The 26521-nt window shown below is 51.2% G+C and carries 21 protein-coding genes; 3 read left to right on the forward strand and 18 right to left on the reverse strand.

All coding sequences use genetic code 11. The annotated features are described in order from the left end of the window. Positions 1 to 290: 290 nt before the first annotated feature. Positions 291 to 1340, forward strand: a complete 1050-nt coding sequence (locus tag ACTOY7_RS12780) for a LacI family DNA-binding transcriptional regulator (RefSeq protein ID WP_482670711.1) — start codon at positions 291 to 293, stop codon at positions 1338 to 1340. On the opposite strand, the gene ACTOY7_RS12785 is transcribed toward ACTOY7_RS12780, so the two are convergent. Together ACTOY7_RS12785 and ACTOY7_RS12790 are read right to left on the reverse strand one after the other, a co-directional pair. Next, positions 1321 to 2244: an alpha/beta fold hydrolase gene (locus tag ACTOY7_RS12785; RefSeq protein ID WP_160280286.1), complete on the reverse strand. Its 924-nt coding sequence runs from the start codon at positions 2242 to 2244 to the stop codon at positions 1321 to 1323. The genes ACTOY7_RS12780 and ACTOY7_RS12785 overlap by 20 nt on opposite strands. Positions 2245 to 2301: 57 nt before the next feature. Further along, entirely contained in the window at positions 2302 to 3378 is a 1077-nt protein-coding gene (locus tag ACTOY7_RS12790) for a LacI family DNA-binding transcriptional regulator (RefSeq protein ID WP_300884260.1), read from the reverse strand. A 357-nt stretch (positions 3379 to 3735) separates the two neighbouring features. Here ACTOY7_RS12790 and ACTOY7_RS12795 point away from each other — a divergent pair, with 357 nt between their 5' ends. Together ACTOY7_RS12795 and ACTOY7_RS12800 are read left to right on the forward strand one after the other, a co-directional pair. Next, a complete protein-coding gene (locus tag ACTOY7_RS12795) occupies positions 3736 to 5217 on the forward strand; it encodes a UxaA family hydrolase (protein ID WP_160280288.1) in 1482 nt (493 codons plus the stop codon). Between the two features lie 111 nt (positions 5218 to 5328). Next, complete coding sequence (locus tag ACTOY7_RS12800) at positions 5329 to 6819, forward strand: tagaturonate reductase (RefSeq protein WP_482670710.1); 1491 nt, start codon at positions 5329 to 5331, stop codon at positions 6817 to 6819. 281 nt (positions 6820 to 7100) lie between these two features. Here ACTOY7_RS12800 and uxaC read toward each other — a convergent pair whose 3' ends face one another. The 16 genes from uxaC to ACTOY7_RS12880 all read right to left on the reverse strand — a co-directional run bounded on the left by uxaC (position 7101) and on the right by ACTOY7_RS12880 (position 26519). Then, on the reverse strand, positions 7101 to 8507 hold the full coding sequence (gene uxaC, locus ACTOY7_RS12805) for a glucuronate isomerase (RefSeq protein ID WP_160280290.1): 1407 nt from the start codon (positions 8505 to 8507) through the stop codon (positions 7101 to 7103). A gap of 160 nt (positions 8508 to 8667) precedes the next feature. After that, positions 8668 to 9975, reverse strand: a complete 1308-nt coding sequence (locus ACTOY7_RS12810) for a TRAP transporter large permease (RefSeq protein WP_300824248.1) — start codon at positions 9973 to 9975, stop codon at positions 8668 to 8670. Positions 9976 to 9994: 19 nt separating this feature from the next. Continuing rightward, positions 9995 to 10504: a TRAP transporter small permease gene (locus tag ACTOY7_RS12815; protein ID WP_482670709.1), complete on the reverse strand. Its 510-nt coding sequence runs from the start codon at positions 10502 to 10504 to the stop codon at positions 9995 to 9997. Then, on the reverse strand, positions 10501 to 11541 hold the full coding sequence (locus ACTOY7_RS12820) for a TRAP transporter substrate-binding protein (RefSeq protein WP_394683915.1): 1041 nt from the start codon (positions 11539 to 11541) through the stop codon (positions 10501 to 10503). The genes ACTOY7_RS12815 and ACTOY7_RS12820 overlap by 4 nt, the downstream gene beginning before the upstream one ends. Before the next feature lie 535 nt (positions 11542 to 12076). Then, on the reverse strand, positions 12077 to 12496 hold the full coding sequence (locus ACTOY7_RS12825) for a cytidine deaminase (RefSeq protein WP_160280294.1): 420 nt from the start codon (positions 12494 to 12496) through the stop codon (positions 12077 to 12079). Between the two features lie 68 nt (positions 12497 to 12564). Further along, entirely contained in the window at positions 12565 to 13338 is a 774-nt protein-coding gene (udp, locus tag ACTOY7_RS12830; RefSeq protein ID WP_160280295.1) for a uridine phosphorylase, read from the reverse strand. 311 nt (positions 13339 to 13649) lie between these two features. Next, positions 13650 to 15062: a uracil-xanthine permease family protein gene (locus ACTOY7_RS12835; RefSeq protein ID WP_160280296.1), complete on the reverse strand. Its 1413-nt coding sequence runs from the start codon at positions 15060 to 15062 to the stop codon at positions 13650 to 13652. A 179-nt stretch (positions 15063 to 15241) separates the two neighbouring features. Next, a complete protein-coding gene (gene xdhC, locus ACTOY7_RS12840) occupies positions 15242 to 15748 on the reverse strand; it encodes a xanthine dehydrogenase subunit XdhC (protein WP_160279282.1) in 507 nt (168 codons plus the stop codon). Beyond that, on the reverse strand, positions 15741 to 16628 hold the full coding sequence (xdhB, locus tag ACTOY7_RS12845; protein WP_160280297.1) for a xanthine dehydrogenase subunit XdhB: 888 nt from the start codon (positions 16626 to 16628) through the stop codon (positions 15741 to 15743). The genes xdhC and xdhB overlap by 8 nt, the downstream gene beginning before the upstream one ends. Before the next feature lie 6 nt (positions 16629 to 16634). Continuing rightward, the gene (gene xdhA / locus ACTOY7_RS12850; protein ID WP_160280298.1) at positions 16635 to 18935 is read right to left on the reverse strand and encodes a xanthine dehydrogenase subunit XdhA; all 2301 of its coding nucleotides are present in this window, start codon (positions 18933 to 18935) and stop codon (positions 16635 to 16637) included. A gap of 31 nt (positions 18936 to 18966) precedes the next feature. Continuing rightward, on the reverse strand, positions 18967 to 19674 hold the full coding sequence (locus ACTOY7_RS12855; protein ID WP_160280299.1) for a Crp/Fnr family transcriptional regulator: 708 nt from the start codon (positions 19672 to 19674) through the stop codon (positions 18967 to 18969). Between the two features lie 518 nt (positions 19675 to 20192). Next, positions 20193 to 20984, reverse strand: a complete 792-nt coding sequence (truA, locus tag ACTOY7_RS12860; RefSeq protein ID WP_482670708.1) for a tRNA pseudouridine(38-40) synthase TruA — start codon at positions 20982 to 20984, stop codon at positions 20193 to 20195. Positions 20985 to 21129: 145 nt separating this feature from the next. After that, a complete protein-coding gene (locus ACTOY7_RS12865; protein WP_394683913.1) occupies positions 21130 to 21954 on the reverse strand; it encodes an energy-coupling factor transporter transmembrane component T family protein in 825 nt (274 codons plus the stop codon). Between the two features lie 81 nt (positions 21955 to 22035). Beyond that, the gene (locus ACTOY7_RS12870; protein WP_300884267.1) at positions 22036 to 22887 is read right to left on the reverse strand and encodes an energy-coupling factor transporter ATPase; all 852 of its coding nucleotides are present in this window, start codon (positions 22885 to 22887) and stop codon (positions 22036 to 22038) included. A gap of 106 nt (positions 22888 to 22993) precedes the next feature. Further along, positions 22994 to 23869 (reverse strand): energy-coupling factor transporter ATPase, encoded by an 876-nt coding sequence (locus tag ACTOY7_RS12875; RefSeq protein ID WP_300884251.1) that lies wholly within the window; start codon positions 23867 to 23869, stop codon positions 22994 to 22996. Positions 23870 to 23966: 97 nt separating this feature from the next. After that, positions 23967 to 26519, reverse strand: coding sequence for a response regulator (locus tag ACTOY7_RS12880; protein ID WP_482670707.1), 2553 nt, complete (start codon positions 26517 to 26519; stop codon positions 23967 to 23969). Positions 26520 to 26521 lie beyond the last annotated feature (2 nt).

Consider the following 26521-nt stretch of genomic DNA (forward strand, 5'->3'; position numbering starts at 1 on the left):
TTTTCGATGTCAGATAAAGAGTATTGGAAAAATATACCTTCGTAAATATGCATAATTTTTTCTGTAATATCCCTACATGTTCATTCATGCGTTTATTCTGCAATTTCCTTTTTATGAAAAGCGACGATTTTGTCCGCCTGTATTTATGCACATTTCACAAAACCGGTTACTTTACCGATTACATCTTGTCTGTAATTTTTGTTTTTGATATACTGATCTGTATAGAGCCTGCATCTGCTCCGCAAGGGAGCATACAGCAGGATCTGCTCGTAAAGAAAGGCATTACCACTATGAAAGAGAAAAAGAATGTGACCTTCAGCGATATCGCAAATTACACGAACTTTTCGAAAACTACCATTTCCAGATATTTTAATAACCCGGACTCTCTTACGCTGGAAAACCAGCAGATTATTTCTGATGCTCTTGTTAAACTGGGCTATCAAGAGAATAAAGTAGCGCGAATCCTTGCAAATGGCAAAACAGAATTTATCGGTATCATCATTCCGGACCTGTATTACCATTTCTATTCGGAAATACTGAATCAGATTTTGTCCACATATGAGGTTTTCAATTATAAATTCCTGATATTTGTCGGCAATAAAAGTGAAGAAACGGAACGCCGTTATATTCAGGAACTTCTTGCCTATAAGATTGAGGGGATGATCATTTTAAGCCATACGATATCATCGAAAGCGCTTGCCGGACTCTCGATCCCCATCGTTACGATTGAGCGTGAGGACCGGTATGTATGCAGCGTAAATACGGATAACCACATGGGCGGATATCAGGCGGCTGCCCTTCTTGCCAGGCATAAATGTGACATCCTGATCCATATCAACTCCCCTGCATCAGAAGATATTCCTGCTTATGGACGCCTCAGGGGCTTTGCCGATTTCTGCCGTGAAAACGGCCTGAATTACCAGATCATCCAAAAAGAATTTGGACATGACTACAAAAGTGCACTGACGCAGATCCAGACAATCCTTGATGGACTGGAAAGTCTTTATCTGGGACAGAAGAAGGGAATTTTCATCTCCAGCGACACGCTTGCCAATGTGATGCTGAATCTGCTCATCAGGAAATACGGCACATTGCCTGATGATTATCTCCTGGTTGGTTTTGACAATTCCCCCATATCCCGTGAAGCTGTCCTTCCCATCAGCACGATCGGACAGCAGATCGATCAACTCGCCTACGAAGCCGTGCGCCTCCTTGTAGAGCAGATGACGGAACAGAAAAAAAGAAAACCGGTTCCTTTAGACAAGCCGGTTCACAAAGTGGTCCCCCCCATATTGTTCCGGCGGGAGACCACAGAGCATTCTACAGATGTCGGTTCATAAATGCAATGACACCATATTCTACTTCATCCTTGATCTCTGCGTAGTTGTGGATCTCGTGGCGGAAGCCGGAATATATCTTTGTATCCACGGTATGCCCGGTCTCGTACAGCCAGTTGCTGACCTCATAGATTCCCTTCCCGTACTGTCCTACCGGATCCTGGTCGCCGCCGATGTTGTAGATGGGCAGGTCCTTTGGAACCTGTTCGGCCCATTCCGTACCGTTGATCACATGCATCATCTGTACAAAGTAAAGCAGAGACTGGTTCGATGTAGGCTTTGTAAACGCGTCGAAAGGATCCTCCGCATGGTCTCTCTGTACGTAGGGATCCGCGCAGATCCATTCATTTCCGATGCTGACCTCCCCGCACCGTTCGCACATCCATCCAAGCAGGCTGCCCGCGTACGCCGGGTCGGATTCCTTTCCTTTTCCGTCGGCAACTGCCTTTTCCAGTTCCTTTGCCACGTCCTCCGCTCCCGGAAATACACCGGATGTCCCGCAGATGGTCGCGCCCGCAAGCTCGCTTCCGTATTTTGCGATGTAGTCCCTTACGATAAAGGAGCCCATGCTGTGGCCGAACAGGAAATAGGGAAGCTCCGGATATTTCTCACATACCAATTCTTTCAGCTTATGCTCGTCCTCCATCATCGTATGACAGCCCTTGTCTCCCCAGTCGCCCCAAGTGTCATTCTCCAGGGCGGTCTTGCCATGGCCTACGTGGTCGTCGGCCGCCACGATGAATCCGGCGTCCATGAACCTCACGATCATATGCAGATACCGCCTGGAATGCTCGCCGTAGCCGTGGATCACCTGAACGATGCCCTTCGGCTTTGCCGCCGGAACATAGATCCATCCGTAGACCTCGTCGCGCTCGTTGAATGACTGGAATTTTACTTCGTGTAACATGTGATGTACCTCCTTATGTGAATTTAATTGTAAATTACAACCAATTTTAAATGACACTCAAAAATCCGTAGAGCATCTTCTTACGATCTCACACCGCACCTTATGATCCTGCTCCACATCCTCTTTTCCCTGGAGCACCTCCAGCATCCGGTCAACCGCGTCGTTGCAGAGCCGCTTCACCTGATTATCCACCGATGTCAGCTCCGGCTCACAGCAGACAGCCATCGTGGAATTGTTATATCCTGCCACGCTGAGCTCCTCCGGCACGGCCAGCCCTTTTGCCCTGGCATATTTGAGCACTCCGACAGCCAGGCCGTCATTGCATGCAAATGCACTGTCAAATTCCAGTGTCCGGTGCGCCAGCAGCATTTCCTTTACATACAGCACTTTGTTCTGCACATAGCCCGCCGAATTTTCTGAAAATTCAGCAAAACCGGCTTCCTCCGGCTGATGCATGCCGAATGGACGGATATAATACTTCAGATCCCCGAGTATGGGATATCCCGCGTCCGTCAGCGCGCTCTCATATCCTTCCATCTTCTGCCGAGCGCTGTATGTCTGCGAATCGTATAAAAAGAGAATCCTTTTTTTCCCCCGGCGGATCAGCGCCCGGGTCACATCGTATGCCCCCTGCCGGTCATCCCCATAGGAGCAGTAGATGTTTTCCCCCTCCACATATCCGTTGATCATGAATACCGGAACCTGCTGTGCTGCCGCACGGACATACTCCGTCTCTTCTGGGTCCTTTCCCGATCCTGCATACAGAGACCCCACGAGGATCAGTGCATCGATCCGCTTGGAGAGTAGCAGCCTGGTATGGTGTTCCCTGGCCTCCTGCATGCTCCCGCTGCAGCCCAGGATGCAGTCGTATCCGCATTCGTGGAGACGTTTTTCCAGATGCGAAACCGCCTCCGCCATGTACTGATCGGAGATATCCGGGCAGAGGATGCCGATGGTCTTCATGGAGTTCAGCCCCAGTCCCCGCGCAAATACATTCGGCGTATATTCCGATTCTTCCATCACCGCAAGAACCTTTTGCTTTGTTTTTTCACTGACACGGGGACTTCCGTTCACAACCCTGGAAACGGTAGCGATCGAAACCCCCGACAGCTTTGCTATATCGTAAATATTCATCCTGTCACCTCTTAGGCACTGTATGGAAATAGCTTATACATCTTGACTGGTCAATCTCTCCGATCGCACAGTTCAAAACACCTGCTTAACATTCCATCCTTTCCGGCACTCGCAAACGCTATGGTTGTAAGTTCTTTCATTTTTGATTCCATCACTACTCTAAATTTTATAATATTTTTCACAAAAAAGCAAACCTTATCTCTAGATTTTTCACATTTTTTCAACTTTTTTGCTTTTTCTATTGACTCCTTTCCTGTTTTATAGTAAACTTAATGTAAGCGCTTACATTAAGTAAGAAACGAACCGAACCAATTATCACATATTAACAGAAGCTCTCTATTTCAGAAAGGAATCTTTATGCAGGAATTTATCAAAATTCATCCCCAGGATAACGTAGCGGTTGCCCTGTGTCCCCTGTCCGCGGGCAGTACGTTCCAGGTGGACTCGCAGACCGTTATACTGGCCGAAGACATTCCCCAGGGACATAAGTTTACTCTGACGCCCCTTTCGGAGGGTGAACAGGTCATCAAGTACGGAAGTCCCATCGGATTTGCCAAAGAATCGGTAGGAGCCGGCTCCTGGATCCATACTCATAATCTGAGGACCGGTCTGGGTGATGTACTGACTTATCATTATGAACCGCAGGCTTCTTCCCTTACGCCTTCCGCGCCAACCTTCTTCCAGGGCTACCGCAGGGCAGACGGAAAGGTCGGTGTCCGCAACAATATCTGGATCATCCCGACCGTAGGCTGTGTCAATAATATAGCCACGTCTATTGAGCGGCAGGCCCAGGCCTACCTTACGGAACAGATTGACGAGATCTCCGCATTTCCTCATCCCTACGGCTGCTCCCAAATGGGCGATGATCAGGAGCATACCCGGCAGATTCTTGCCGACCTGATTTGCCACCCCAACGCAGGAGGCGTACTGGTCCTCGGCCTGGGATGCGAGAACAGCAATATTGAAGAACTGAAAAAATACATTGGAGACTATGACCCTCAGCGTGTTCGTTTCCTTGTCTGCCAGGAATCCCAGGATGAGATTGCGGATGCTCTTGATATCATCCGGGAGCTTGCGGAATATGCCGGGCAGTTCCGTAGGGAGTCCATCCCCTGCAGCGAGCTTGTCATCGGCATGAAGTGCGGCGGCTCCGACGGTCTGTCCGGCATCACGGCGAACCCTGTCGTGGGCGCGTTTTCCGACCTTTTAATCTCCAAGGGCGGCACCACCGTCCTGACCGAGGTTCCGGAAATGTTCGGAGCGGAAACTCAGCTCATGAACCGCTGCGAGACGGAAGAACTGTTTCAAGAGACCGTGGACCTGATCAACGATTTTAAAGATTATTTTAAAAGCCATAATCAGACGATTTATGAGAATCCATCCCCCGGAAATAAGAAGGGCGGCATCTCCACCCTGGAGGATAAGTCTCTGGGATGTACACAGAAGTCCGGAAGTGCGCCTGTATGCGGAGTCCTCTCCTACGGGGAGCCGATCCGCGGCAAAGGACTGCATCTGTTAAGCGCCCCGGGAAATGACCTGGTGGCATCCACGGCTCTGGCGGCATCCGGAGCGCATATCGTCCTGTTTACGACCGGACGGGGCACTCCCTTTGCCTGCCCGGTGCCGACCATGAAAATCTCCACCAATTCCGCGCTCTATGAGCGGAAGTCCAACTGGATCGACTTCAATTGCGGGACTATGGTAGAGGGGACACCGCTGAATGTACTGGCGGAGCGGCTTTTTGACAAGGTGATCCGAACCGCTTCCGGGGAAAAGGTAAAATCTGAGGAAGCAGGCTTCCATGATTTTGCGATCTTCAAGCAGGGTGTGACCTTATAAAGCGAACTGCGTGAATTGCCTGTACTGCCGCCCTCACGCCACAGCAGACAGACCGTGCAGACAGTAACATATTCTGCTTTTTAATTTACTTATTGAAAGAAAGGAATCATCATGAAAAAATTATGCTATCAGACCTTAAAAGATATAAACTATGACGGCTACCTGCTTCACGAAGCACCGGAGCGGGTACTGCAGTTCGGAGAAGGCAACTTTCTCCGTGCCTTTGTAGATTATTTTATCGATGTATTAAATGAAAAGACAGGCTTCAACTCCAAGGTCGTCCTGTGCCAGCCCATCGCGCCGGGGCTTGCCGATATGATCAATGAGCAGGAAGGACTCTATACCCTTTATCTGCGCGGCTTTCAGAATGGACAGAAGGTGAATCGGAAGCGGATCATTTCCTGTGTCAGCAGATGCCTGAACCCTTATATAGAATTCGACGAACTGCTGGCATGCGCGGAAAATCCGGATTTGAGATACATCGCATGCAATACGACCGAGGCCGGGATCGTGTATGATCCATCCTGCCGGTTTACCGATACCCCGGCAGACAGCTATCCCGGCAAGCTGACACAGTTCCTCTATCGCCGTTTCCAGACATTCGGAAAGAAAACCGGAAAAGGATTCGTGATCCTTTCCTGTGAGCTGATCGACAACAATGGGAAAGAACTGGAAAAATGTGTCCTCCAATATGCGGAGCAATGGAACCTGGGCGAGGATTTTACAGCCTGGATCCAAAGTGAAAATATCTTCTGTTCCACACTGGTAGACCGGATCGTTACAGGATACCCCCGCGCCGAGGCCGAATCCATCAACGAAGAGAACGGATATATCGACCAGCTGATCGATACCGGAGAAATCTTCGGCTTCTGGGTGATCGAAGGCCCGCAGTCCCTGAAAACAGAGCTTCCCTTTGAAGAGGCCGGGCTTCCGGTGCTGATCACTGATGACCACAAGCCCTATAAGCAGCGCAAGGTTCGTATCCTGAACGGGGCGCATACCTCTTTTGTACTGGGGGCTTATCTGGCCGGGCAGAATATCGTGCGTGACTGCATGAATGATGATGTGATCCAGGGATTCATGAATAAGACTATTTATGAGGAGATCATCCCCACACTGACGCTTCCAAAGAAAGAATTGGAGGACTTCGCCGCGTCCGTGACAGAGCGGTTTAAAAATCCGTTTATTGATCATGCGCTGCTGGCAATCTCTCTCAATTCCACCTCAAAATGGAAAGCGCGCGTCATGCCTTCTCTGAAAGGATATTTAGAAAAAACAGGAAAGCTTCCGGCATGCATCACCGCATCCCTCGCGTTTTACATTGCATTTTTCAATGGGAACCATCTGACGGAGGATGCCTTGATGGGACACCGGGGTGCGGAAGAATATCCGATCAAGGATGACCGCTATGTTTTAGAATTTTTTGAAGCACACAGGGATGACAGTTCCGCAGAGCTGGCACATGCCGTATGCGCCAATGAGAGTTTCTGGGGCGAGGACTTAAGCCGGCTGGATGGATTCGAGTCTGCGGTTGCCGGATATCTGGAAGAGATCCGGACAAAGGGCGCTTATGAAGTTATGAAGGGCTGTCTGGCAAAATAATCGTTACAATTCATGGCCGTGAATAGTAATGAATCATTTCCAGCCGTTCGCTTTTTGCAAATTGCTGTACTGCATCTGCCTCGTACAATGCAATGCTGTACTAGTACAGCATCCCCTCATTCTGATTATACGCACCTACATTATTGTCAAAACATGATTATGCGCATTTTTATTACAACCGCTTTTGGAGAATATACGCAACATATTTTTCTTCCTTTTTTATAAAAAAACTGCAGCACCCGAGCCACCGGTGCTGCAGTTTTATCAAATGCCGTTTTTCTTTACAGATCAAATCCGAAATACCGTACCGCATTCCGGTAAGAAATATCCTCCACCATGCCTCCCAGCACTCCCATATCTGCCGGATATTCCCCGTTCTCAACCCATCCGCCGATCAATTCGCACAGGATCCTCCGGAAATATTCGTGTCTGGTATAGGACAGGAAGCTCCTGGAATCCGTCAGCATCCCAATAAAGTTCCCCAGCAGTCCTAAGTTTGCCAGAGAAGTCATCTGTTCCGTCATGCCGGTCTTATGGTCATTGAACCACCACGCGGAGCCCTGCTGGATCTTCCCCACGGTCCCTGCGTCCTGAAAGCATCCCAGGATAGTTCCGATGGCCGCATTGTCATTGGGATTCAGACTGTAAATGATGGTCTTCGGCAGCTGGTCCGTCGCATTCAGCGCATTCAGAAAATCTGCCATCTGCGCGGACGGCGCATAATTATCGATACAATCATACCCCGTATCCGGCCCAAGCTGTCCGAAGCGGAACACATTATTATCCCGCTTGCATCCGTAATGAAGCTGCATCGCCCATCCCAGGCGGTGATATTCCTTTCCCACGAAGATCATGTATGCTGTTTTAAACTGCAATACCTCTTCCTTTGTCAGAGCCTTGCCTTCCAGACGCTTCGAGAAAAGCTCCTCGATCCGGCTCTCCTCCGCCGGAGCGTACATCACATATTCCAGAGCATGATCCGACACCTTGCATCCCATGCTGTCAAAAAATTCCATCCTCTTTTTCAGAGCTGTCTTCAAATCCCCGAAGCTCCTGATCTCCATGCCTGCCGCATCCCCCAGTTTTACGAGATACTCCGCATAATCCGGCTTCTCGATATTCATCGCTTTATCCGGTCTCCATGCCGGAAGCACCTGGACATCAAATGTGGCATCTTCTGCGATCACTTTATGCCATTCCAGGGAATCCGCCGGATCATCCGTAGTACACAGCAGCGTCACATTGGACTGACGGATCAAGTTGCGCACGCTCATCCCGTCCTCCTGCAGCTTTGCGTTGCAGAGGTTCCACACCTCTTCCGCTGTCTTTCCATTGAGATACCCGTGATAGCCGAAATATCTCTGCAGCTCCAGATGACTCCAGTGATACAGCGGATTGCCGATGGCCTTCTCCAGAGTTTCCGCCCATTTCTGGAACTTTTCCCGGTCAGAGGCATCCCCGGTGATATACTTTTCGTCTACTCCGTTCGAACGCATCTGCCGCCATTTGTAATGATCCCCGCCCAGCCATACCTGGGTGATATTCTCAAACTTCCTGTCCTTCGCGATCTCCTCCGGATTGATGTGACAGTGGTAATCCAGAATCGGCATCTTTGCCGCATGCTCATGAAATAATGTCTTTGCAGTGTCCGTACTTAACAAAAAATCCTGATCCATAAATTGCTTCATTCTAATCCCTCTCTTTCTTTCCAAAACTAAAATAATTCTTTTCCATCATTCGGACATGCTCCGGCGGGACCGACCTCCGGCAGGATTCCCCTTCGGCATATCGGCTTTCAAACTGCAGCCTGCCGGAGCACTTTTGTCTGTAGTTCTATCCAATCAATACTTATACATATCCCATCAGGCCCGGCAGCCACAGCGAGATCTGCGGGATATAAGTTACCAGCAGCAGCACGATAAAGATCGCGGCAAAGTAAATCAGCAGCTGCCTGAACACCGTCTCGATCTTTACATTTCCCACACGGACGCCCACAAACAGCGTGGTCCCCACCGGAGGCGTGATCGTTCCGATACACAGATTGAAGATCATCATGATACCGAAATGAATCGTATTCATTCCCAGTGCCGTACACACGGGCAGGAAAATCGGTGTAAAGATCAGACATGCCGGAGTCATATCCATAAATGTGCCTACCACCAGCAGCAGAATATTGATGATCAGCAGGATAATAAACTTATTGTCTGTCAGTCCCAGCAGGCCATTGGAGATCGCTGTCGGGATTCCGGTAAATGCCATGACCCATGACATGATACTGGAAACACCGATCAGGAAAATGATGATCCCCGTCATCTCCGCACTGTCCTTAAAAAGCTGCGGCAGCTCTTTCAGCTTGATGGATTTGTAGAAAAACAGGGACAGGATCAGGCTGTATACGACTGCCACGACCGACCCCTCCGTAGCCGTAAAGATCCCGAATATGATCCCGCCGATCACGATTACGATCAGCAGCAGGCATGGTATCGCCTGGAGCAGCACCTGCATCGCTTCCTTTCCGGTAAACCGGGAGGTACTCTGATATCCTTTTTTCTTTGCCAGTACATAGATCACCAGCATACACGCAAGCCCCCAGAGAAATCCCGGCACATATCCCGCCATAAAGAGCGCGGCTACGGATGTTCCCCCGCTGACCAGAGAAAATGTGATCATCACATTGCTGGGCGGGATCAAAAGCCCGGTTGGCGCGGTGGCAATATTGGCAGCCGCGGAAAAGTTGGGGTCATACCCTTCTTCCTTTTCAATCGGTCCGATGATAGAGCCCATAGCGGACGCGGCAGCCGTGCCGGAACCAGATATGGAGCCAAACAGCATATTTGCCACTACATTTGTCTGGGCAAGGGCTCCCGGCGCGCGTCCGGTCACCAGCTTTGCCAGGTTGATCAGCCGAACGGCGATCCCACCCTTGTTCATAATATTTCCCGCAAGGATAAAGAAAGGAATCGCCAGAAGTGAGAACACCGAGATTCCCGAGAATATCCTCTGCGCCCCTGTTACAACCGTTGCCTCAAAATTCAGGATCGGCAGGATCGCGCAGATGGATGAAACTCCGAGAGCCACCGCGATCGGCATACCGGCTACAAGCATGATCACAAGCATTACTAAAATAATCAGTCCGGATAATACTGCTATATCCATAGAGAAATCCTCCTTTTCTTTATTCCTGGGCCTCCTCCGTATCGCCCAGCTCTATCCTTCCCGCACACAGGTCAATGATGTTGAGAACCGTATAAATCACGATCAGGACGCCGCTCAGCGGCACCACCGTATAGACGGTTCCCATAGGGATTCCCAGGGATGCCGTCACCTGTGTCATGGTCAGGTTCATAATACGGATTCCGCCGAAGATCAGTACGATCACGGCAAATGCCAGGATCAACGCTTCGATCACGACTTCCAGCGCCAGCCTCTTTTTCCCAGTCAGCTTATCCGCCAAAAATCCCATACGCATATGGTCTCTTTTTCCAAATACATAGGCGGATGACAGCAGGGCCATCCAGGTGAAACTGTATGTCAGCAGCTCTTCTGAGACCGTGCTGGGACTGTTGAAGAAATAACGTACTACGATCTGGTATGTCCCGATACTTACCATAAACGCAAATATGACAAAACATGCGGAGCTTAATACCCAATCCATCCCCTTCCGGAGTGTTTTCAATGCATTCATGACTCATCTGCCTCCTTATCCTGACCTGCTTCCTTGTTGACCTCCTGGATATGGTCGTAAAAATCCCTGATCTTCGGATTCTCCTCCAGCATCTCCTCGTGCAGAGGCAGCACCTTCTCTTTAAATGCCTCCACATCGACCTCCGAGAACTGGACTCCCATGTCCTCTTCCGCGATCCGCTTCGCCTCTGCTACCTGCTCATCCCAGTTCTCCATCTCTACTTCTGTAGAAATCCTTGCTGCCTCTGTAAATACTTCCCGTTCCTCATCCGACAGCCCTTCCAGGAATTTCAGATTTGCGATCAGCATATCCGGCACCATCTGATGGTTGTTGTAGGCATAATATTTCGCGACCTCGCCGTGCTTATTGTTGGTCAGTGCAAGCTCATTGTTCTCCGCCCCGTCGATCACCCCCTGCTGGATTGCCGTATAGACCTCTCCAAAGCTCATGGGGGACGCTGCCGCGCCGAATGCCTGTGTCATGGCCACGCTGGCCGGCGACTGCTGTACACGGATCTTCTTGCCCTTCAGGTCATCCGGCGTCTCGATAGGTGTCTTGGCGTAGAAGCTCCTGGTCCCCGCATTGTACCAGGTCATAACACGGAAGCCTGCCTCGTCCGTGGATTCATAGATCTGCTCCATATAATCCGTGTCCATCATCGTCTCATGATAAGCTTCCACAGAGTCAAATAAGTAAGGCATACTGAATATCTCATAGACACTGGCAAAGGTCTCCAGGTTGGCCGTGCCGGCCACAACAAAATCAATGGCGCCCGTCTGGGTCAGCTCGATCGCCCTCTGGGCCGCCCCCAGGATCTCATTTGGAAAAATCTGCACCTCATACCGATCTCCCAGATTATCCTCCACGTATTCCTTAAACGCAAGCAGTCCAAGATGCTCCGGGTGGGTCTCCGACTGCGCATGTGAGATCCGCACAATCCTCCTGCGCCCTGATGTCCCGCCGGTGCCCGATGAAGCACATCCCGCCAGCCCCGCCGCCATACAGATACATAAGGCTGCAGATAACCATCTTTTCATACGACTCATCTTTCTCTTTCCTTTCTTTTTTCTATGTTTTTCGTCTCCATTTTTCACATCATCAGGTGAACCATTCCTCATGATGTAAGCACTTACACTTTTATTGTAAGTATAGTATATTCAAAAGTCAATATCCAAAATATTTTTCATCAATCTGCTTATTTTTGGCTCTTATATTGCTCGATTTGATCCTGTTTTTTGTGCAATTATACCTATTTATTTCATAATTCAATTCACTTCAATAATGTAATCTCTTACATCGTTGTTGCATCTTTAAATCCAGGATGCAGGATGAGGCAGCCTCAAAATACTTGCTCAGTAAGCCGCTGGATACTTGTGGCCCTCACGTCAGCCGACGAATATCCACACAGGCATGGCTGCCTGACGCATCGCAGGAGTAAACAGGAAAGCCTGCTCCGGCAACCGTTTCACAAAAAAACTGCCTGAAAATGGCTGTATCCCTGCGATATAGCACTGTGATATATCGCAGGGATACAGCCATTTTCAGGCAGTCCCGCCAAGCCAAAAGCATCTCCTATGCCAGATTTTCAGGCCCGAAGCCCAACGGAATCAGCTCTCTTAACTTATATATTTTATAGTCTTCCTTTCCGGTAGCCAGTATGATCTCAAATTCCTCCGGATCACAGAATTCCATCATCACCTGCCTGCAGACTCCGCAGGGCGGCGTATAGGATTCCAGTCTCCCATCCGGGCCGCCTACAATGCAGATTGCCCGAAAGCTCCTGACCCCTTCGCTGACCGCCTTGAAAAACGCGGTCCTCTCCGCACAGTTTGTCGGAGTATACGCCGCGTTTTCAATATTACAGCCTGTATACAGGCTCCCATCCTGTGCAAGGAGAGCTGCGCCGACTCTGAAACCGGAGTACGGCACATAGGAATATTGAAGCTGGTCCGCCGCTGTCTCGATCAGTTCCATGATCTGCTCATGCTTCATACGATGTCCTCCTTTTACAAACCAATCTGCTTCACAGATAGCAATTTCTCTCCGCTTTTCATTTAGAATCACTCCTGATCCTCCCGGATCAGATTCCGGATCGCTTCCACCGCAATGCGGATTGCCATATCCGTATCATGCACCACCGGATTATCCAGCCCGGCTTTTTCCCGCTCCTGATTGGCCATGACCAGGAAGCAGGAGCCGATCCTGACGCCCAGACTGCTGGCCACAACGAACAATGCCGCCGATTCCATTTCCGATGCCAGGCATCCCAGCCGTTTCCACGCCTCCCATTTATCCAGAAGCTCATAGCTCACAGGCTTCAATTCCGGAGAATGCTGTCCGTAAAAGGAATCCTTGCACTGTACGACGCCAACATGATAATCCTGTTCCAGCTTCTTCGCTGCTTTAATCAGAGAATTTACGATCTCTACATCCGCCACTGCCGGAAATTCGATGGGCGCATATTCCCGGCTCGTCCCTTCCATTCGGATCGCGCCGCTTGCGATCACCACATCTCCGCTTCTCACATCCGTCTGCATGCCGCCGCAGGTTCCGATCCGAATAAAGGTATCCGCCCCGGACATGACAAGCTCCTCCATTGCGATCGCTGCCGAAGGGCCGCCGATACCTGTGGAGGTCACACTCACCTTCACCCCGTCCAGATAACCGGTATAGGTCACATATTCCCTGCTGTCCGCCACCAGCTCCGCCCGGTCAAAATACTTCGCGATCTTCGCGCAGCGCTTCGGGTCTCCCGGCAGGATCACATATTTTCCCACATCACCTTTTCCCACCTGGATATGATACTGTTTCCCTTCCTGTTCCGAATAATTCATAAAATCTCACATCCTTTCTTTTCTCAAATCACAGTTCTTAATACTTGCTTTTTCTGATAGGTTCTATCGTTCCATTCTCCAAAATATCACCCTAATTCTTTGGAACTTTGGGTTGATCTATTAGAGTGCTCTTTAAGGCTTAAAATTGAATTCGCAGATTTGCAATTCCATTTTTTTCAGTATATTGTGTTTTTTCTGCGTTGTCAATCCCTCTGCCGAGCGGATTAAGGACTTTCACCCCTTAGATCGTAAACCCGCCGAGCACACCATAAATAAAGCGCGCACCACCTGGATACGCACTTTACAATATTTCATGATTCGTTATTTGTTTCTTTCTTCTCCTTCGGCAGAACGAAGCTCAGCAACAGCGATACGACAAACACGCCTGCTACCGCGTTTCCATTAAAGATGTCTCCCACAGCCTGAGGGAATGCCGCAAAAAAGTTGCCGTCCGTCTGTGTCAGTCCCACGCCGATGCAGAATGCCAGGGACACCAGGATCATGGTCCGGTCATCAAACTCACATTCCTTTAGCATCTTCATCCCTTCGTACATGATAGACCCAAACATCATGACCGTACATCCGCCCAGCACCGATTGAGGCAATGAGTTGAAGAACGCCCCCAGCGGCGGGAACAGGGATGCCAGGATCAGGATCATAGCCCCCATCAGGATCGTGAATCGGTTAATGACTCCTGTCATGGTCACCAGGCCTACATTCTGACTGAAAGAGGTCAGCGGAAGGCAGCCGAAGCACCCGGAAATGGTACTGGAAAATCCGTCCACAGCCAGAGAGCCCTGCAGCTCCTCGATCTTAATGTCACGCCCTAAAGTCCCCGTACATACGGCTGTCGTCGCCCCTGTCGTCTCTGCCGCAGACACCAGGAATACAATGGCGATCGTAAAGAACGCGCCGATATCAAAGACCGGCTTGTGGCTTGTGAAAAATACCAGTCTCGGGATACTGAAAAATCCGACCTCACCGATCGTCTTTGTAATTCCGGAAAAATCGATCATAGGCGCGATCCCCGCGATCGTGAAGATTCCGGACAGGATATATCCCAGGATCAGCCCCACCAGGATATTCAGATTTTTATACACACCCTTCAATAAATAGCGGGATACAAGGCATACCACCAGGGTAAACGCTCCCACAAACAGATGATACCAGGATCCGAAGGTATCCGCGCCGCTGCCGCCGCCCCAGGAATTCATTCCCACCGGCAGGAGAGAAAGTCCGATCGCAATGACCACACAGGCAGAGACCACCGGCGTCAGATACCGCTTCCAGTACTTTGCGCTCAGTCCCACTACGCCCTCAAAGATACCGCCGAGGATGACGGCTCCTACCATGCCTTCATAACCCAGATTCGGATTGGTGCAGATCATCAGCAGGCTTCCCAGGAAGGTAAAGCTGACACCCATAACGATCGGCAGCTTCGAGCCGATCTTCCAGACCGGGTACAGCTGCAGACAGGTTCCGATGCCGGCCACAAACATGGCACACTGCAAAAGCCTTGTGATCTCCACCGCGGTCAGGGATTCTCCCGTTCCCCGGACAACCGCGGCGCCGCACACGATCAGCACCGGCGCCAGATTTGACACGAACATGGCAAGCACATGCTGGAGTCCGAAGGGGATCGCCTTCGTCAGCGGCACCCTTCCGTTTAACTTATAAATATTTTCTTCACTTACGGTGGTGATGATTTCTTCTTTATTCTCCATAGATTTTTCCTCTCTCAAGCTCTTATGGTCTTTTACCTTTTTCCTATCTTATTTTATGTCTGCCTCATGCCGGACAATGACGATTTTCCCGAAAAAAAGTCAAAAAGGGAGAAGCGGTCTGTCAATGACCGCTTCTCCCAGCGATTCTCAACATCCGGCTCTTTGCCTTGGATACATTTTTAAACCTCGTCCGCTTCCTTCTCTTTTCCCAGTCTGCGGAGCATGGTCTTCTTCACTGCCCGGAAGATATTTTCATATCCCGTACACCTGCACAGGTGTCCGGACATCAGCTTGCGGATCTCGTCATCCGAAAATTCCCGTTTTGCTTCCAGGATCTCCACCGCGCTCATGATAAATCCGGGGCTGCAGAATCCGCACTGCACCGCCGCCTCATCGATAAACGCCTGCTGGATATCGGAGATCTCTCCATTGGGTCCGGCCAAACCTTCCAGAGTCAATATTTCCTTGCCCTCGGCCCATACCGCAAGATAGATGCAGGAGTTGAAGCATTCCCCGTCTATGATCACGTTGCACGCGCCGCACTCTCCGACCTCGCAGCCCTTTTTCACACTGGTAAGCCGATAATCGTCCCGAAGCATATCCGTAAGAGAGGCACGGACATCCACCATTTTTTCCACCTGCTTCCCATTGATGGTGCAGGAAACCAGCTTATACTGTTTACTCATTGACCTCACCTCCCGCAAGACGAATAGACTCTTTCAGCGCCCGTTTGGCAAGTACCACCGCGATGTGCTGCCGGAACGCCTTGGAAGCGCGCCAGCTGTCCCTGGGATTGATATCCTCCAGGACCGTCTCTGCAAATGCCTTCACCGTTTCCTCAGACACCGGCTTTCCCTCAGCCGCTTTTTCCGCCGACGGCGCCCGCATGGGCACCGGGCCTGCAACGCCGTATGCGATCCGCGCGTCCTCGATGGTCTTTTTATCTGCGGACAGCCTGACATTGACCGAGCATCCTGTAGTCGCAATATCCATGGCATTTCTCATGGCATATTTAATATAATGCCCGTAATAGCCCTCATAGGCTTCCTTCGGAATGATGATCGCCGTCTGTATTTCTCCCGGCCGCAGATCCACCACGCCTGCCTTTATGTAAAAGTCATGGATCGGAATCCTGCGCGCCCCGTCCGGTCCGGTGATCTCCACCACCGCGTCCCACGCATGGAGCGTAGAAGCCGAATCTGCGGAGGTCACGCCGTTGCAGGTATTTCCTCCGATGGTCCCGATGTTGCGGATCTGAGGACCGCCTACCATATCCACCGCCTCACCCAGCACATTGATATGCTTCTGGATGATCGGATCTCTGGTGATATGTGAAAAGCTGGTAAGGGAACCGATGCGGATGGCTCCGTCCGCTTCATAGCTGACGCCGCGCATCTCATCCAGACCGTAGATGCTGACCAGCTCCTTGCCCGCGCGCTTTCCTTCCCGCATCTGTACCAGAACATCGCTTCCGCCCGCAATGATCTGCGCCTCCGGATGTTCTATGAGAAGACGGATCGCATGCTCCACACTTTCCGCCTCGTAAAGTGCCTTTATATCATACATAATGTTTTACCTCCCTTCACTCTCGAAAATACCTTCCTCCGTAAATCTGCGGAACAGGTTATGCGGATTCACAGGTGCCTCATTGACTCCGACCCCGGTTGCCTGATACACCGCATTCCGGATCGCGGGTGCTACGGAACAGGTCGGCGGCTCTCCAAGCGCTTTCGTCCCGAATGCACTGGTAGGCTCCGGATTCTCTACGAACAGCGCTTTCAGCCGCGGATGATCCATAAAGGTGGAAAGCTTATAATCCAGCAGGTTATTGTTCAGCGCGCGCCCTGTCTTCGGATCAAACATCAGCCGTTCCGACAGCCCGAAGCCGATCCCCATGCTCATGCCGCCGTGTACCTGGGCCTCTGCCAGTGCCGGATTGATCAGCTTTCCGGCGTCATGCACATTGACGATATCCAAAAGCTTCACCCTGCACATGGGGATATCCACTTCCACTTCCGCCATGGTGCATCCGAAGGAATACGCGTTGGACTTGATCTGGGACGTGCTTTCCGCCGACAGATGCTGGCTGTTCGTCAGGCTGTACAGTGCTTCGGTGGCCAGCTCTCCCAATGTCATCAGTTCCCTTCCGTCTGTCGTGCGGACGATATTCCCGTCCACGATATCCAGATTGTAAGGAGGCATCCGGGTCAGCTCCTGGGCGTATTTCAAAATCCGCTCCCGCAGAAGCAGCGCGGTCTGGCGGATCGCAAAGCCTGCCGTATAGGTCTGCCTGGACGCATAAGCCCCGGTTCCGAACGGCGTCACGTCCGTATCCTGGCAGGATACCACATGGACACTCTCCAGCGGCACACCCAGCACATCTGCTGTCATCTGTGTATATGCCGTGTCCGCCCCCTGGCCGATCTCGGTCTCTCCAAGCTGCACCTGCAGGGAGCCGTCCTGGTTCAATACCATCCGACAGGACGAGGTTTCCAGGGAAATGGGCCACACCGCCGTATTGTACCAGAATACGGACATGCCGATCCCCCGCCGGATATCTCCGGTCTGGTTCTGATACTCCTTGAACTTTCGCTCATAATCAATGGCTTCCATGGCCTTGTCAAGACACTGGTTAAAGGTATCGGAATACAGTTCATTTTTGGAAAACGGATCCATATACCCCACCGGCATCAGATTCTTCCGCCGGAATTCCAGCGGATCCATGCCCATCTTGGCCGCCACGTCCTCGGTATGGCATTCCACCGCCCACATAGCCTGCGGGATTCCGTAGCCGCGCATGGCTCCTGCCACGGATTTATTCGTAAATATCGTATATGCGTCAACCTCTACATTGTCGCAGGGATACAGCTGCGGGAATGCGCCGGCCCCTTTTGCCACGATGCTGTGGCCGTGGGAAGCATATGCCCCCTGGTCGGAAAAGGCTTCCAGCTTCCGGGCCGCGTAGGTGCCGTCCGGCCGTACCCAGGAAATGATATGGCTGCGGATGGAATGTCGCACCCGGTTGGATACAAAGGTGTCCTCCCTGGGAACATCCAGCTTCACCAGATGTCCTCCCACCTGCATACAGAGCCATGCACAGAGCGGCTCATAGAGGATATCCTGCTTATTGCCGAATCCGCCGCCGATATAAGGCTTGATAATCCGGACCTGCCCCCAGCCGATGCCCAGCGCCTGGCCGACCACGCGGCGGACAATATGCGGGATCTGAGTAGAGGCAACCACCGTAATGCGTTCTCCCTCCATCTCCGCGTAGCAGATGAAGTTCTCGATATGGCAGTGCTGCACGGTCGGCGTCTCATACCAGCCTTCCACCCTGGTCAGTCCCGGTTCCTGAATCGCTTCCTCATAATTCCCCTTTCGGATGGTCGTATGCTTCAAAATATTGTTCGGGTACTTCTCATGGATCTGAGGCGCCCCGTCCTTCATGGCCTCCTGTACATCCAGAACAAACGGATACTCTTCATACTCCACCTTGATCGCGCGGATCGCCTGTGCGGCGGACACTTCATCCTCCGCCACCACCGCGGCGATGTCGTCTCCATAGAAGCGGACCTCTTCCGTCAGGACCAGACGGTCCGCCACATCCTGATGCCCCGGATCCGTGGACCATGGATGGCCTGCCGTCGGAAAATAATGCTTCTCCTTCACGTCGAAACAAGTGAATACCCTGATCACGCCGGGTATTTTTTCCGCTTCGCTCGTATCTATGGATACCACCCTTCCATGAGCAATCGTGGAATGCAGTACCTGTGCAATATACGCGCTTTTGTCGCACAGGTCATCCGTATACTTGGTACGCCCGATCACCTTGTCATAGGCATCCACACGGGTTACTTTTTTTCCTACATACATCGTTTCTCCCTCCTTATGCTTTCTAACATTTTCAGATCTCACCATAAATGTATTGTCCGATATGCCGCTTCATTTCCTGATATCCAGCTTCTGTGATCACGATCTTCCCCTTTTGGATATCAATCAGATCAATCTCCTTCAACTTTTTGATATTGCGGTTCAGCGTCTTAACGGAAAAGCCGATCTCCTCTGAAAGCTGGTCCCGGCTTTCCTTAAGCTCCAGCACCTGTTTCAGCGGCTGCTTCTGCTCGTATTTTCGAATCAGATGCATCATCAGCCGTTCCCGGCCTTCAATGAACAGATACTTCCGGGCATCTGCCGTCTGGGAGATCAGCCTGCTCATGTTTTCCTTCGTCCGAAGGTACAGCGCGTCCACATCGCTGCAGAGCCAATCCATATAAGGCGCCATCGGAATCACCAGTACCCGGCACTTTGTTGCCGTGATCACCCCGATCCGGTAGTTGGTAAGATCCGCAAAGTACTCGATCTCTCCGAAAAAATCCCCGGGCCCATAGTCCTTAAAATAGTAAGGCCTTTCATTCATGGGCCATTCGATTCCGGTCACCTTTCCGGATAAAATGATGTAAATATTGCTGCACCTTTCCCCGGCTTTGATCAGCGTCTCATTTTCCGCCACCTCCATGACTCTCATATAGTACTTGACTTCCTCCGTGCAGTTCTGGAACAGCATTTCCATGTACGTCTGCTTTTTCAGCGGCAGCTCTTTAAATACGTCCATAGGCCTCACCTCTTTTTACTTATTATACAGAATCCGCCTTGAAAATAAAAAGGACGAATGACCTGAATTTGCGGTATTTTAAAAATACGGCAAATGCAACAAATATGCATCTTTTTTCCATCGTCAACCAGCGGTTTTTTGTGCATTTTTACAATATAAAATAGCTGAGAATAGAAATGTAATGCGTCCGCCCTCCTTTATGTTTGAAAAAAGGCAGTCACCCTGACTGATGACTGCCGTACGGCAAACACTCCTGATCCATATATTCTATAGAATTCAATCGCTGTTCAGAACGAAAGACCGCAGATCCGTCTGCCGCTGTCCTGAATAGTCACAGAAATTACAAATATTCCACCTGTACGGTTGCAATCCGAAGTCACATTTTTATGCAATTTATTGCAATGAAAATGCGACTGCGGATTAGCAGCCTACCTCATTAATGAGTAAAATGTGACTGCGTTAGCAGGCACAAAAGTGCGAAGCACGGATTTTACGAATGAATGAGGTGGGTTGGATGCTCAAAGAGCATCCAACCGTACAGGTGGCAAATATTCAATCCCCACCAGCACCAGCCCCTGAGGAGGCGCCGTTACTCCTGCCGCCTGGCGGTTCTCTGCTTCCAGGATATCCTTCACCTGTTCCGGCGTATAGAACCCGCGCCCGACCCGCAGAAGCGTACCCACGATAATCCGGACCATATTATAGAGAAATCCGTTTCCGCGGATCCGAATCGTAATCTCCCTTCCGTCCCGGCCGCTGCCTGCTCCATATACCTCCTGCCTGGAGATCTCCAGATCATAAATTGTCCTCACCGTATCCTCCACGCTGGTCCTGATATTGCAGAAGCTGACGAAATCATGAGTTCCCGTGAGATATCCTGCCGCCCGGCGCATATCCTCCAGATTCAGAGGATATGATACAAAATATGTGTTCCGGCGTCTGGTTGGATCCGGTACATCGGCATTGAAGATATGATATTCATAGGTCTTGACGCAGCTCTGGTATCTCGGATGCCAGTCCGCAGGCACCTCCTCCGACCGGACGATCACGATATCCTCCGGAAGCCGCTGATTCAGCGCATAGGAGATGCGCTCCGGCGGGATCCGCGTCTCCGTATCAAAAACCGCCGCGTTTCCCAGTGCGTGGACTCCGGAATCGGTACGGCTCGCGCCGATGATCCGGATCTTCTCCCCCAGGAGCCTGGACAGTTCACGGTTGAGCACCTTTTCCACCGTGATCCCGTTGGGCTGTATCTGCCAGCCGCAGTAGTCCGTGCCGTCATAGGCGACGGTGATCCTGATCCGCTTCATAAAAACCTCCGTAACTGTTTTTTTAATATACTCACAGCCGATGAAGTCTGCCATAAGTATCGCGCCAGCCGCAACCGCAAGGCGGCATAATTCCTCATGCGGCCGTGCGCGTCATGTTATACTGGGCGGCAGATTTATCTGGTGCTCAGAATATCCACAAATGGAAGGGTACAAATCTTCCCAGACCGAACACTGCTGCCATGTAGAACGCCGTGATCAAATATGCCATATGATCCCTTGTCTTATAGATCAGAGGCTTCATCTTCGTCCGGTTCTCCCCCCCGTTATAGCAGCGCGCTTCCATCGCCATGGCCAGATCGTTGGCCCGCCGGAAGGCGGAGACAAACAACGGGATCAGGATCGGCACCATGGCCTTTGTCCTCTGTATGATATTTCCGCTTTCCAGGTCGGCTCCGCGGGCAATCTGCGCCTTCATGATCTTGTCCGTTTCTTCCAGCAGGATCGGGATAAAACGCAGGGCAATGGACATCATCATCGCCACCTCATGCACCGGAACCCGGAATCGGTTCAGCGGACGCAGCAGGCTTTCAATCCCGTCTGTCAGACCGTTAGGTGTTGTGGTAAATGTCATAATTGATGAGCCCATGATCAGATAGATCAGACGCGCCGCCATAAATACAGAGGTCCGCAGGCCGTTCTCCGTGATATGGAAGATCCAGAAATGAACCAGTTCCTTACCGCCCTTTGTCAGAAACAGGTTCATGCACACGGTAAATAAAAGTAGCACTACGATCGCTTTCAGCCCTTTCACGATAAATTTCAGCGGCACTCTGCTGGTCTTGATGACCATTGCCAGAAACAACGTCGCGATGCCGTATCCCAGCACACTGTTCTGCACAAACAGGGAAACCAGGAACAGCAGCGTACAGACGATCTTCACCCGGGGATCCAGCCGGTGTATGCAGCTTTTTGCAGGATAATACTGCCCGATTGTAATATCTCTGATCATGGAAACTCCTTTTTCATTCTCAAATATTGTTCAGAACATCAAAGCTGTAAGATTTTTCATTGATGCTCATGGCTGCGTTTTTCAAACACGCTTCAGAGCCCGCATGATCTCATCCGCCGCCTCTTCCACCGTCGTGGCATCGGTCCGCACGCCAAGCCCCTTTTCTTTTAAATCATGCATGATATACGTAACCTGGGGAGCCGCCAGCCCGACCTGCTCCAGCTCCCTATAGTGAGAAAATACATTCTTCGGCGTATCATCCAGCATCTTCTGCCCGTGATTCATCACAATGATCCGCTCCACATACCTTGCAATGTCCTCCATACTGTGGGATACCAGGATCACCGTCATCCCGGTCTGTGCATGAAGGTGCGCCACCTGATCCAGGATATCGTCCCGTCCCTTCGGATCCAGGCCTGCCGTCGGCTCATCCAGCACCAGAACCTTGGGGCGCATTGCCAGTACCCCGGCGATGGCCGCCCGCCGCTTCTGACCGCCGGACAGTTCAAAGGGCGACTGCCGGTAATACTTTTCCGGAAATCCAACCAGCTCCAGTGCTTCTCTTGCCCGCTCTTCACATTCCCGCGCAGAGAGCCCCTGGTTCTTCGGGCCAAAGCAGACATCCGTAAATACGTCCACCTCAAACAGCTGGTGCTCTGGATATTGAAAGACCAGACCCACCTGGCTACGCAGCTCCTTCATCGGATATCCGCTGTCATAGACATTTTTTTCTTCATAGTAGAGTGTCCCCGAGGATGCCCGGATCAATCCGTTCAAATGCTGGATCAGCGTGGACTTCCCGGAACCGGTATGCCCGATCACGCCCACAAACTGCCCCTGGGGGATCTCCAGAGACACATCCTTCAATGCGTGCTTTTCATAGGCAGTACCTTCACTGTATATATAATTGATATGCTCCAATCGAATCGACATCATATCCCCCTGTTTCCAAGCTTCATACAGAAAACCTGCCACTGGCAGCTTTTCTGCATACGATGGTATCTAAAACCGCAGATCCGCGGCGGTCCCGCCGCCGCGTCTATCCGTTCTCCTGCCGTCCGTATCGCGCGAGGCCCGCAACTGCTTCTACCAGTTCTTCCTTCCGAAGGATCCCTCTGGGAATCGGAAGCCCCCGTTTCTTAAGCTCCTCCGCCAGCATGGTTGCCTGGGGCACATCCAGACGATATTTTTTCAATTCCTCCACTCGGCTGAATATCTCCCTGGGTGTTCCGTTCATCACAATATGGCCGTTGTCCATCACATACACCTGATCCGCGTCAATGACCTCCTCCATATAGTGGGTGATCAGGATCACCGTCACATGCCGACGCTTTCTAAGCTCCTGCACAGTGCGGATGACTTCCTTCCTTCCGTTAGGATCCAGCATTGCGGTCGGCTCATCCAATACGATACACTGGGGCTCCATGGCGATCACCCCTGCAATTGCCACCCGTTGCTTCTGCCCGCCGGAAAGCTTGTTGGGAGAATGTGTCCGGTATTCCAGCATTCCTACTGCTCTCAGACTGTCCTCCACCCGTTTCCAGATCTCATCTGTGGGAACTCCAAGATTCTCAGGCCCAAACCCTACATCCTCCTCCACCACCGTACCGATGATCTGGTTATCCGGATTCTGGAACACCATTCCCGCCGACTGGCGCACCTGCATCAGCTCCCGCGGATCCTTTGTATCCCTTCCGTTCACCCACATGGTTCCGCCGGTCGGCACCAGGATCGCATTCATGTGCTTGGCAAGCGTGGACTTTCCCGAACCGTTGTGCCCCAGGATTGCAGCAAACTGTCCCGGGCTGATGTCAATATCTATCCCGTCCACCGCGCGGTTCATGCCGATGACATTGCCTTCATCGTCGCGCTTTTCATATTCATAGATCAGCTCCCGTGCCTGTACCATTTCCATAAATGCACGTCTCCCTTTCTTATTTCCAATCAACAGGGACGGCAAAAATATACTGAGCGTCAGATTTTATCTGCCGCTCAGTATATCGCCGTCCGTCTTACTGCGCAGATTCGCCCCACTCTATATACTTTTCCAACTGGACGAGAAGCTTGTCCATATCGATCGGCTTTGCAATATGCGCATTCATGCCGCTGTCCAAACAATGCTGTACATCATCCGAAAACGCATCCGCCGTCATTGCGATGATCGGCAGGTTTACATCTGGACGGTCCAGAGCACGGATCGCCCTCGCCGCTTCATATCCGTTCTTCACAGGCATCCGGATGTCCATCAGGATCACGTCGTATTCTCCGATCTCCGACTGTTCGAACATCTCAACACAGATCTGCCCGTTCTCCGCCCTGTTTACTTTAAATCCAACCTCCAGCAAAAGATCCTCCGCGATCTCCCAATTCAGGTCGTTGTCCTCCGCAAGAAGGATGCGCTTTCCTGTAAAGTTATGGGTATCATGGGTCTTCTCTTCCGGCGCGGAAGTCTCTCCGGCAAATTTGCTGAGGCCGACATATAGGTTCGACTTGAACAGCGGCTTGGAAATGAATCCATGCGCCCCCGCCGCAAGCGCTTCTTCCTCGATATCGCTCCAGTCATACGCCGATACGATCAGGATCGGAATCTCATCTCCCACGAGCTTGCGGATCTCACGGGTCATCTCCAGCCCGTCCATTCCCGGCATCCTCCAGTCCAGAAGAATGACCTGATAATCGTCATGTCTGGCATGACGTTCCTCCACCATCCGAAGCGCCTGTCTGCCGTTCACTGACCATTCCGCGTTGACCCCGATCTCACCGAGAGCATGCACCGCACTCTGACAGAGGTCTTCGTTATTATCCACAACCAGCATATTCCAATCGGGGAGCAGCATATCCTCCACCCGGGTCTCCGCCTTCTCCAGATCCAGCGTCACATGGAATTCCGTACCCTGATTCTGCTTGCTCTGAACTTCAATGGTTCCCTTCATTGCCTCTACGATGCACTTCGTGATCGCCATTCCAAGGCCAGTCCCCTCAATCTTGCGGACCTGCTCCTCGTCTCTGGTAAAGCTGTCAAAAACCTTTTCCACAAACTCCGGCGACATTCCGATGCCGGTATCCTTTACCCGGAAATGGCATCTGACATAGTCCTTTCCTGCCGGAGAGTCCTCCTGGGAAAGATAGATATTGATCCTGCCGTCCTCCGGCGTGAACTTGATTGCATTTGACAGGAGGTTCAGAAGCACCTGGTTCAGGCGCACTCCGTCGCAGTATACCTCCTCCGTCTGTATCTTCTGCACAAAAATATCAAAATGCTGCTTCTTGCTGTGGATCTGCGGCTGCACGATATTTACAATGCTGTCCATCGTATCGCGCAGGGAAAGGGCGTCCATATTCAGAGACAGCTTGCCGTCCTCAATCTTCGACATATCCAGCACGTCATTGATCAGCCCGAGCAGATGCTTGCTGGATAATGTAACCTTTTTCAGACAGTCCTGAACCCGGACCGGATCCTGAATGTTCGCCATGGCGATGGCCGTCATCCCTACGATCCCGTTCATCGGAGTCCGGATATCATGGCTCATGTTAGACAGGAACTCGCTCTTCGCATGATTGGCATGGATTGCGTCCTTCCTTGCCCTGTCCAGCTCTTCCATCTGCTGATGAATCACACGCAGATAGACCGCAAAAACAATCAGCACTACGAATATCAGCGTTCCGCAAGCTCCCAATACAAGCCCGATACGCTGCTCACCCAAGCTGCTTATGATCTTGTCCAGCACATCATAGGGCATGACACTTACCAGATACCAGCCGGAACCGGGAAGGGGCGTACAATACAGATGCCTGTGGCTCTTCCCCACGACTACCAGTTCCGAAAATGGTTCATTTCTCCCGACTGAATTCTGAAGCTCCGTCACATATGCGTCCGGTGTCTTCCCATTGAATTCTCCGATGTTGTCCTGAATGTAGTCGTAATAGTTGGACCATCCGTCATATCCTGTTCTTACGACAAAGCTTCCGTCTTCCTCAATGATATGCGTATATACCAACGCATTCTCTTCCTGTGTGACGAGTACTTTTTCCAGATCCTCCATACTGAATCCTACAACCAGAAGCTCGCTTTTTCCGCCGTCTTTCATCGGATATTCCGCTTCCACCCCCAGAATGAGTATCTTTTCCCCGTCCGCGGACAGACCGGAGGTGATCTGAATCTCCCCATTCAGAAATCTCTGGAACTCCTCCGTATTCTCCATCTCCACCGGCTCTCCGTAGATCACCTCATTCGCTCCGTTTTCCGTATAAAAGCCCATATATACGGCACTGCGGACACTGGCATTGAGACGCATCTCCTCCAGCATCTGCTCATCGTAGCTGACAGTTTCCGGATAGGTACGCTTCAGGATCCCTTCCACCTGCGACTTCCGCAGATCAATGATCGTGGAATACTTCTGCTCCAGCTGCCTGTTCATCTCTGACATGTAGATCATTCCGATCTCGTTGACTGTCTGTTCATTTTTTTCACCCAGGAACTGGTACATCCATGCAAAAATAACGATACAGATCACGATCAGGCATAAGAAACTAACCCACAGCTTCTTTTTCGTTTTTTGGTACATAG

The organism is Schaedlerella sp., from assembly GCF_056796775.1.

What these genes read in the sequence shown, in the direction of transcription:
- ACTOY7_RS12795 (WP_160280288.1), top strand. Translation starts at nt 3,736, where the DNA reads ATGCAGGAATTTATCAAAATTCATCCCCAGGATAACGTAGCGGTTGCC.
- udp (WP_160280295.1), bottom strand. Translation starts at nt 13,338, where the DNA reads ATGAATTATTCGGAACAGGAAGGGAAACAGTATCATATCCAGGTGGGA.
- ACTOY7_RS12790 (WP_300884260.1), bottom strand. Translation starts at nt 3,378, where the DNA reads ATGAATATTTACGATATAGCAAAGCTGTCGGGGGTTTCGATCGCTACC.
- xdhC (WP_160279282.1), bottom strand. Translation starts at nt 15,748, where the DNA reads ATGAGTAAACAGTATAAGCTGGTTTCCTGCACCATCAATGGGAAGCAG.
- xdhA (WP_160280298.1), bottom strand. Translation starts at nt 18,935, where the DNA reads ATGTATGTAGGAAAAAAAGTAACCCGTGTGGATGCCTATGACAAGGTG.
- uxaC (WP_160280290.1), bottom strand. Translation starts at nt 8,507, where the DNA reads ATGAAGCAATTTATGGATCAGGATTTTTTGTTAAGTACGGACACTGCA.
- ACTOY7_RS12815 (WP_482670709.1), bottom strand. Translation starts at nt 10,504, where the DNA reads ATGAATGCATTGAAAACACTCCGGAAGGGGATGGATTGGGTATTAAGC.
- ACTOY7_RS12820 (WP_394683915.1), bottom strand. Translation starts at nt 11,541, where the DNA reads ATGAAAAGATGGTTATCTGCAGCCTTATGTATCTGTATGGCGGCGGGG.
- ACTOY7_RS12780 (WP_482670711.1), top strand. Translation starts at nt 291, where the DNA reads ATGAAAGAGAAAAAGAATGTGACCTTCAGCGATATCGCAAATTACACG.
- ACTOY7_RS12800 (WP_482670710.1), top strand. Translation starts at nt 5,329, where the DNA reads ATGAAAAAATTATGCTATCAGACCTTAAAAGATATAAACTATGACGGC.
- ACTOY7_RS12880 (WP_482670707.1), bottom strand. Translation starts at nt 26,519, where the DNA reads ATGTACCAAAAAACGAAAAAGAAGCTGTGGGTTAGTTTCTTATGCCTG.
- ACTOY7_RS12835 (WP_160280296.1), bottom strand. Translation starts at nt 15,062, where the DNA reads ATGGAGAATAAAGAAGAAATCATCACCACCGTAAGTGAAGAAAATATT.
- ACTOY7_RS12870 (WP_300884267.1), bottom strand. Translation starts at nt 22,887, where the DNA reads ATGTCGATTCGATTGGAGCATATCAATTATATATACAGTGAAGGTACT.
- ACTOY7_RS12875 (WP_300884251.1), bottom strand. Translation starts at nt 23,869, where the DNA reads ATGGAAATGGTACAGGCACGGGAGCTGATCTATGAATATGAAAAGCGC.
- ACTOY7_RS12855 (WP_160280299.1), bottom strand. Translation starts at nt 19,674, where the DNA reads ATGGACGTATTTAAAGAGCTGCCGCTGAAAAAGCAGACGTACATGGAA.
- ACTOY7_RS12810 (WP_300824248.1), bottom strand. Translation starts at nt 9,975, where the DNA reads ATGGATATAGCAGTATTATCCGGACTGATTATTTTAGTAATGCTTGTG.
- ACTOY7_RS12785 (WP_160280286.1), bottom strand. Translation starts at nt 2,244, where the DNA reads ATGTTACACGAAGTAAAATTCCAGTCATTCAACGAGCGCGACGAGGTC.
- ACTOY7_RS12825 (WP_160280294.1), bottom strand. Translation starts at nt 12,496, where the DNA reads ATGAAGCATGAGCAGATCATGGAACTGATCGAGACAGCGGCGGACCAG.
- xdhB (WP_160280297.1), bottom strand. Translation starts at nt 16,628, where the DNA reads ATGTATGATATAAAGGCACTTTACGAGGCGGAAAGTGTGGAGCATGCG.
- truA (WP_482670708.1), bottom strand. Translation starts at nt 20,984, where the DNA reads ATGAAGCGGATCAGGATCACCGTCGCCTATGACGGCACGGACTACTGC.
- ACTOY7_RS12865 (WP_394683913.1), bottom strand. Translation starts at nt 21,954, where the DNA reads ATGATCAGAGATATTACAATCGGGCAGTATTATCCTGCAAAAAGCTGC.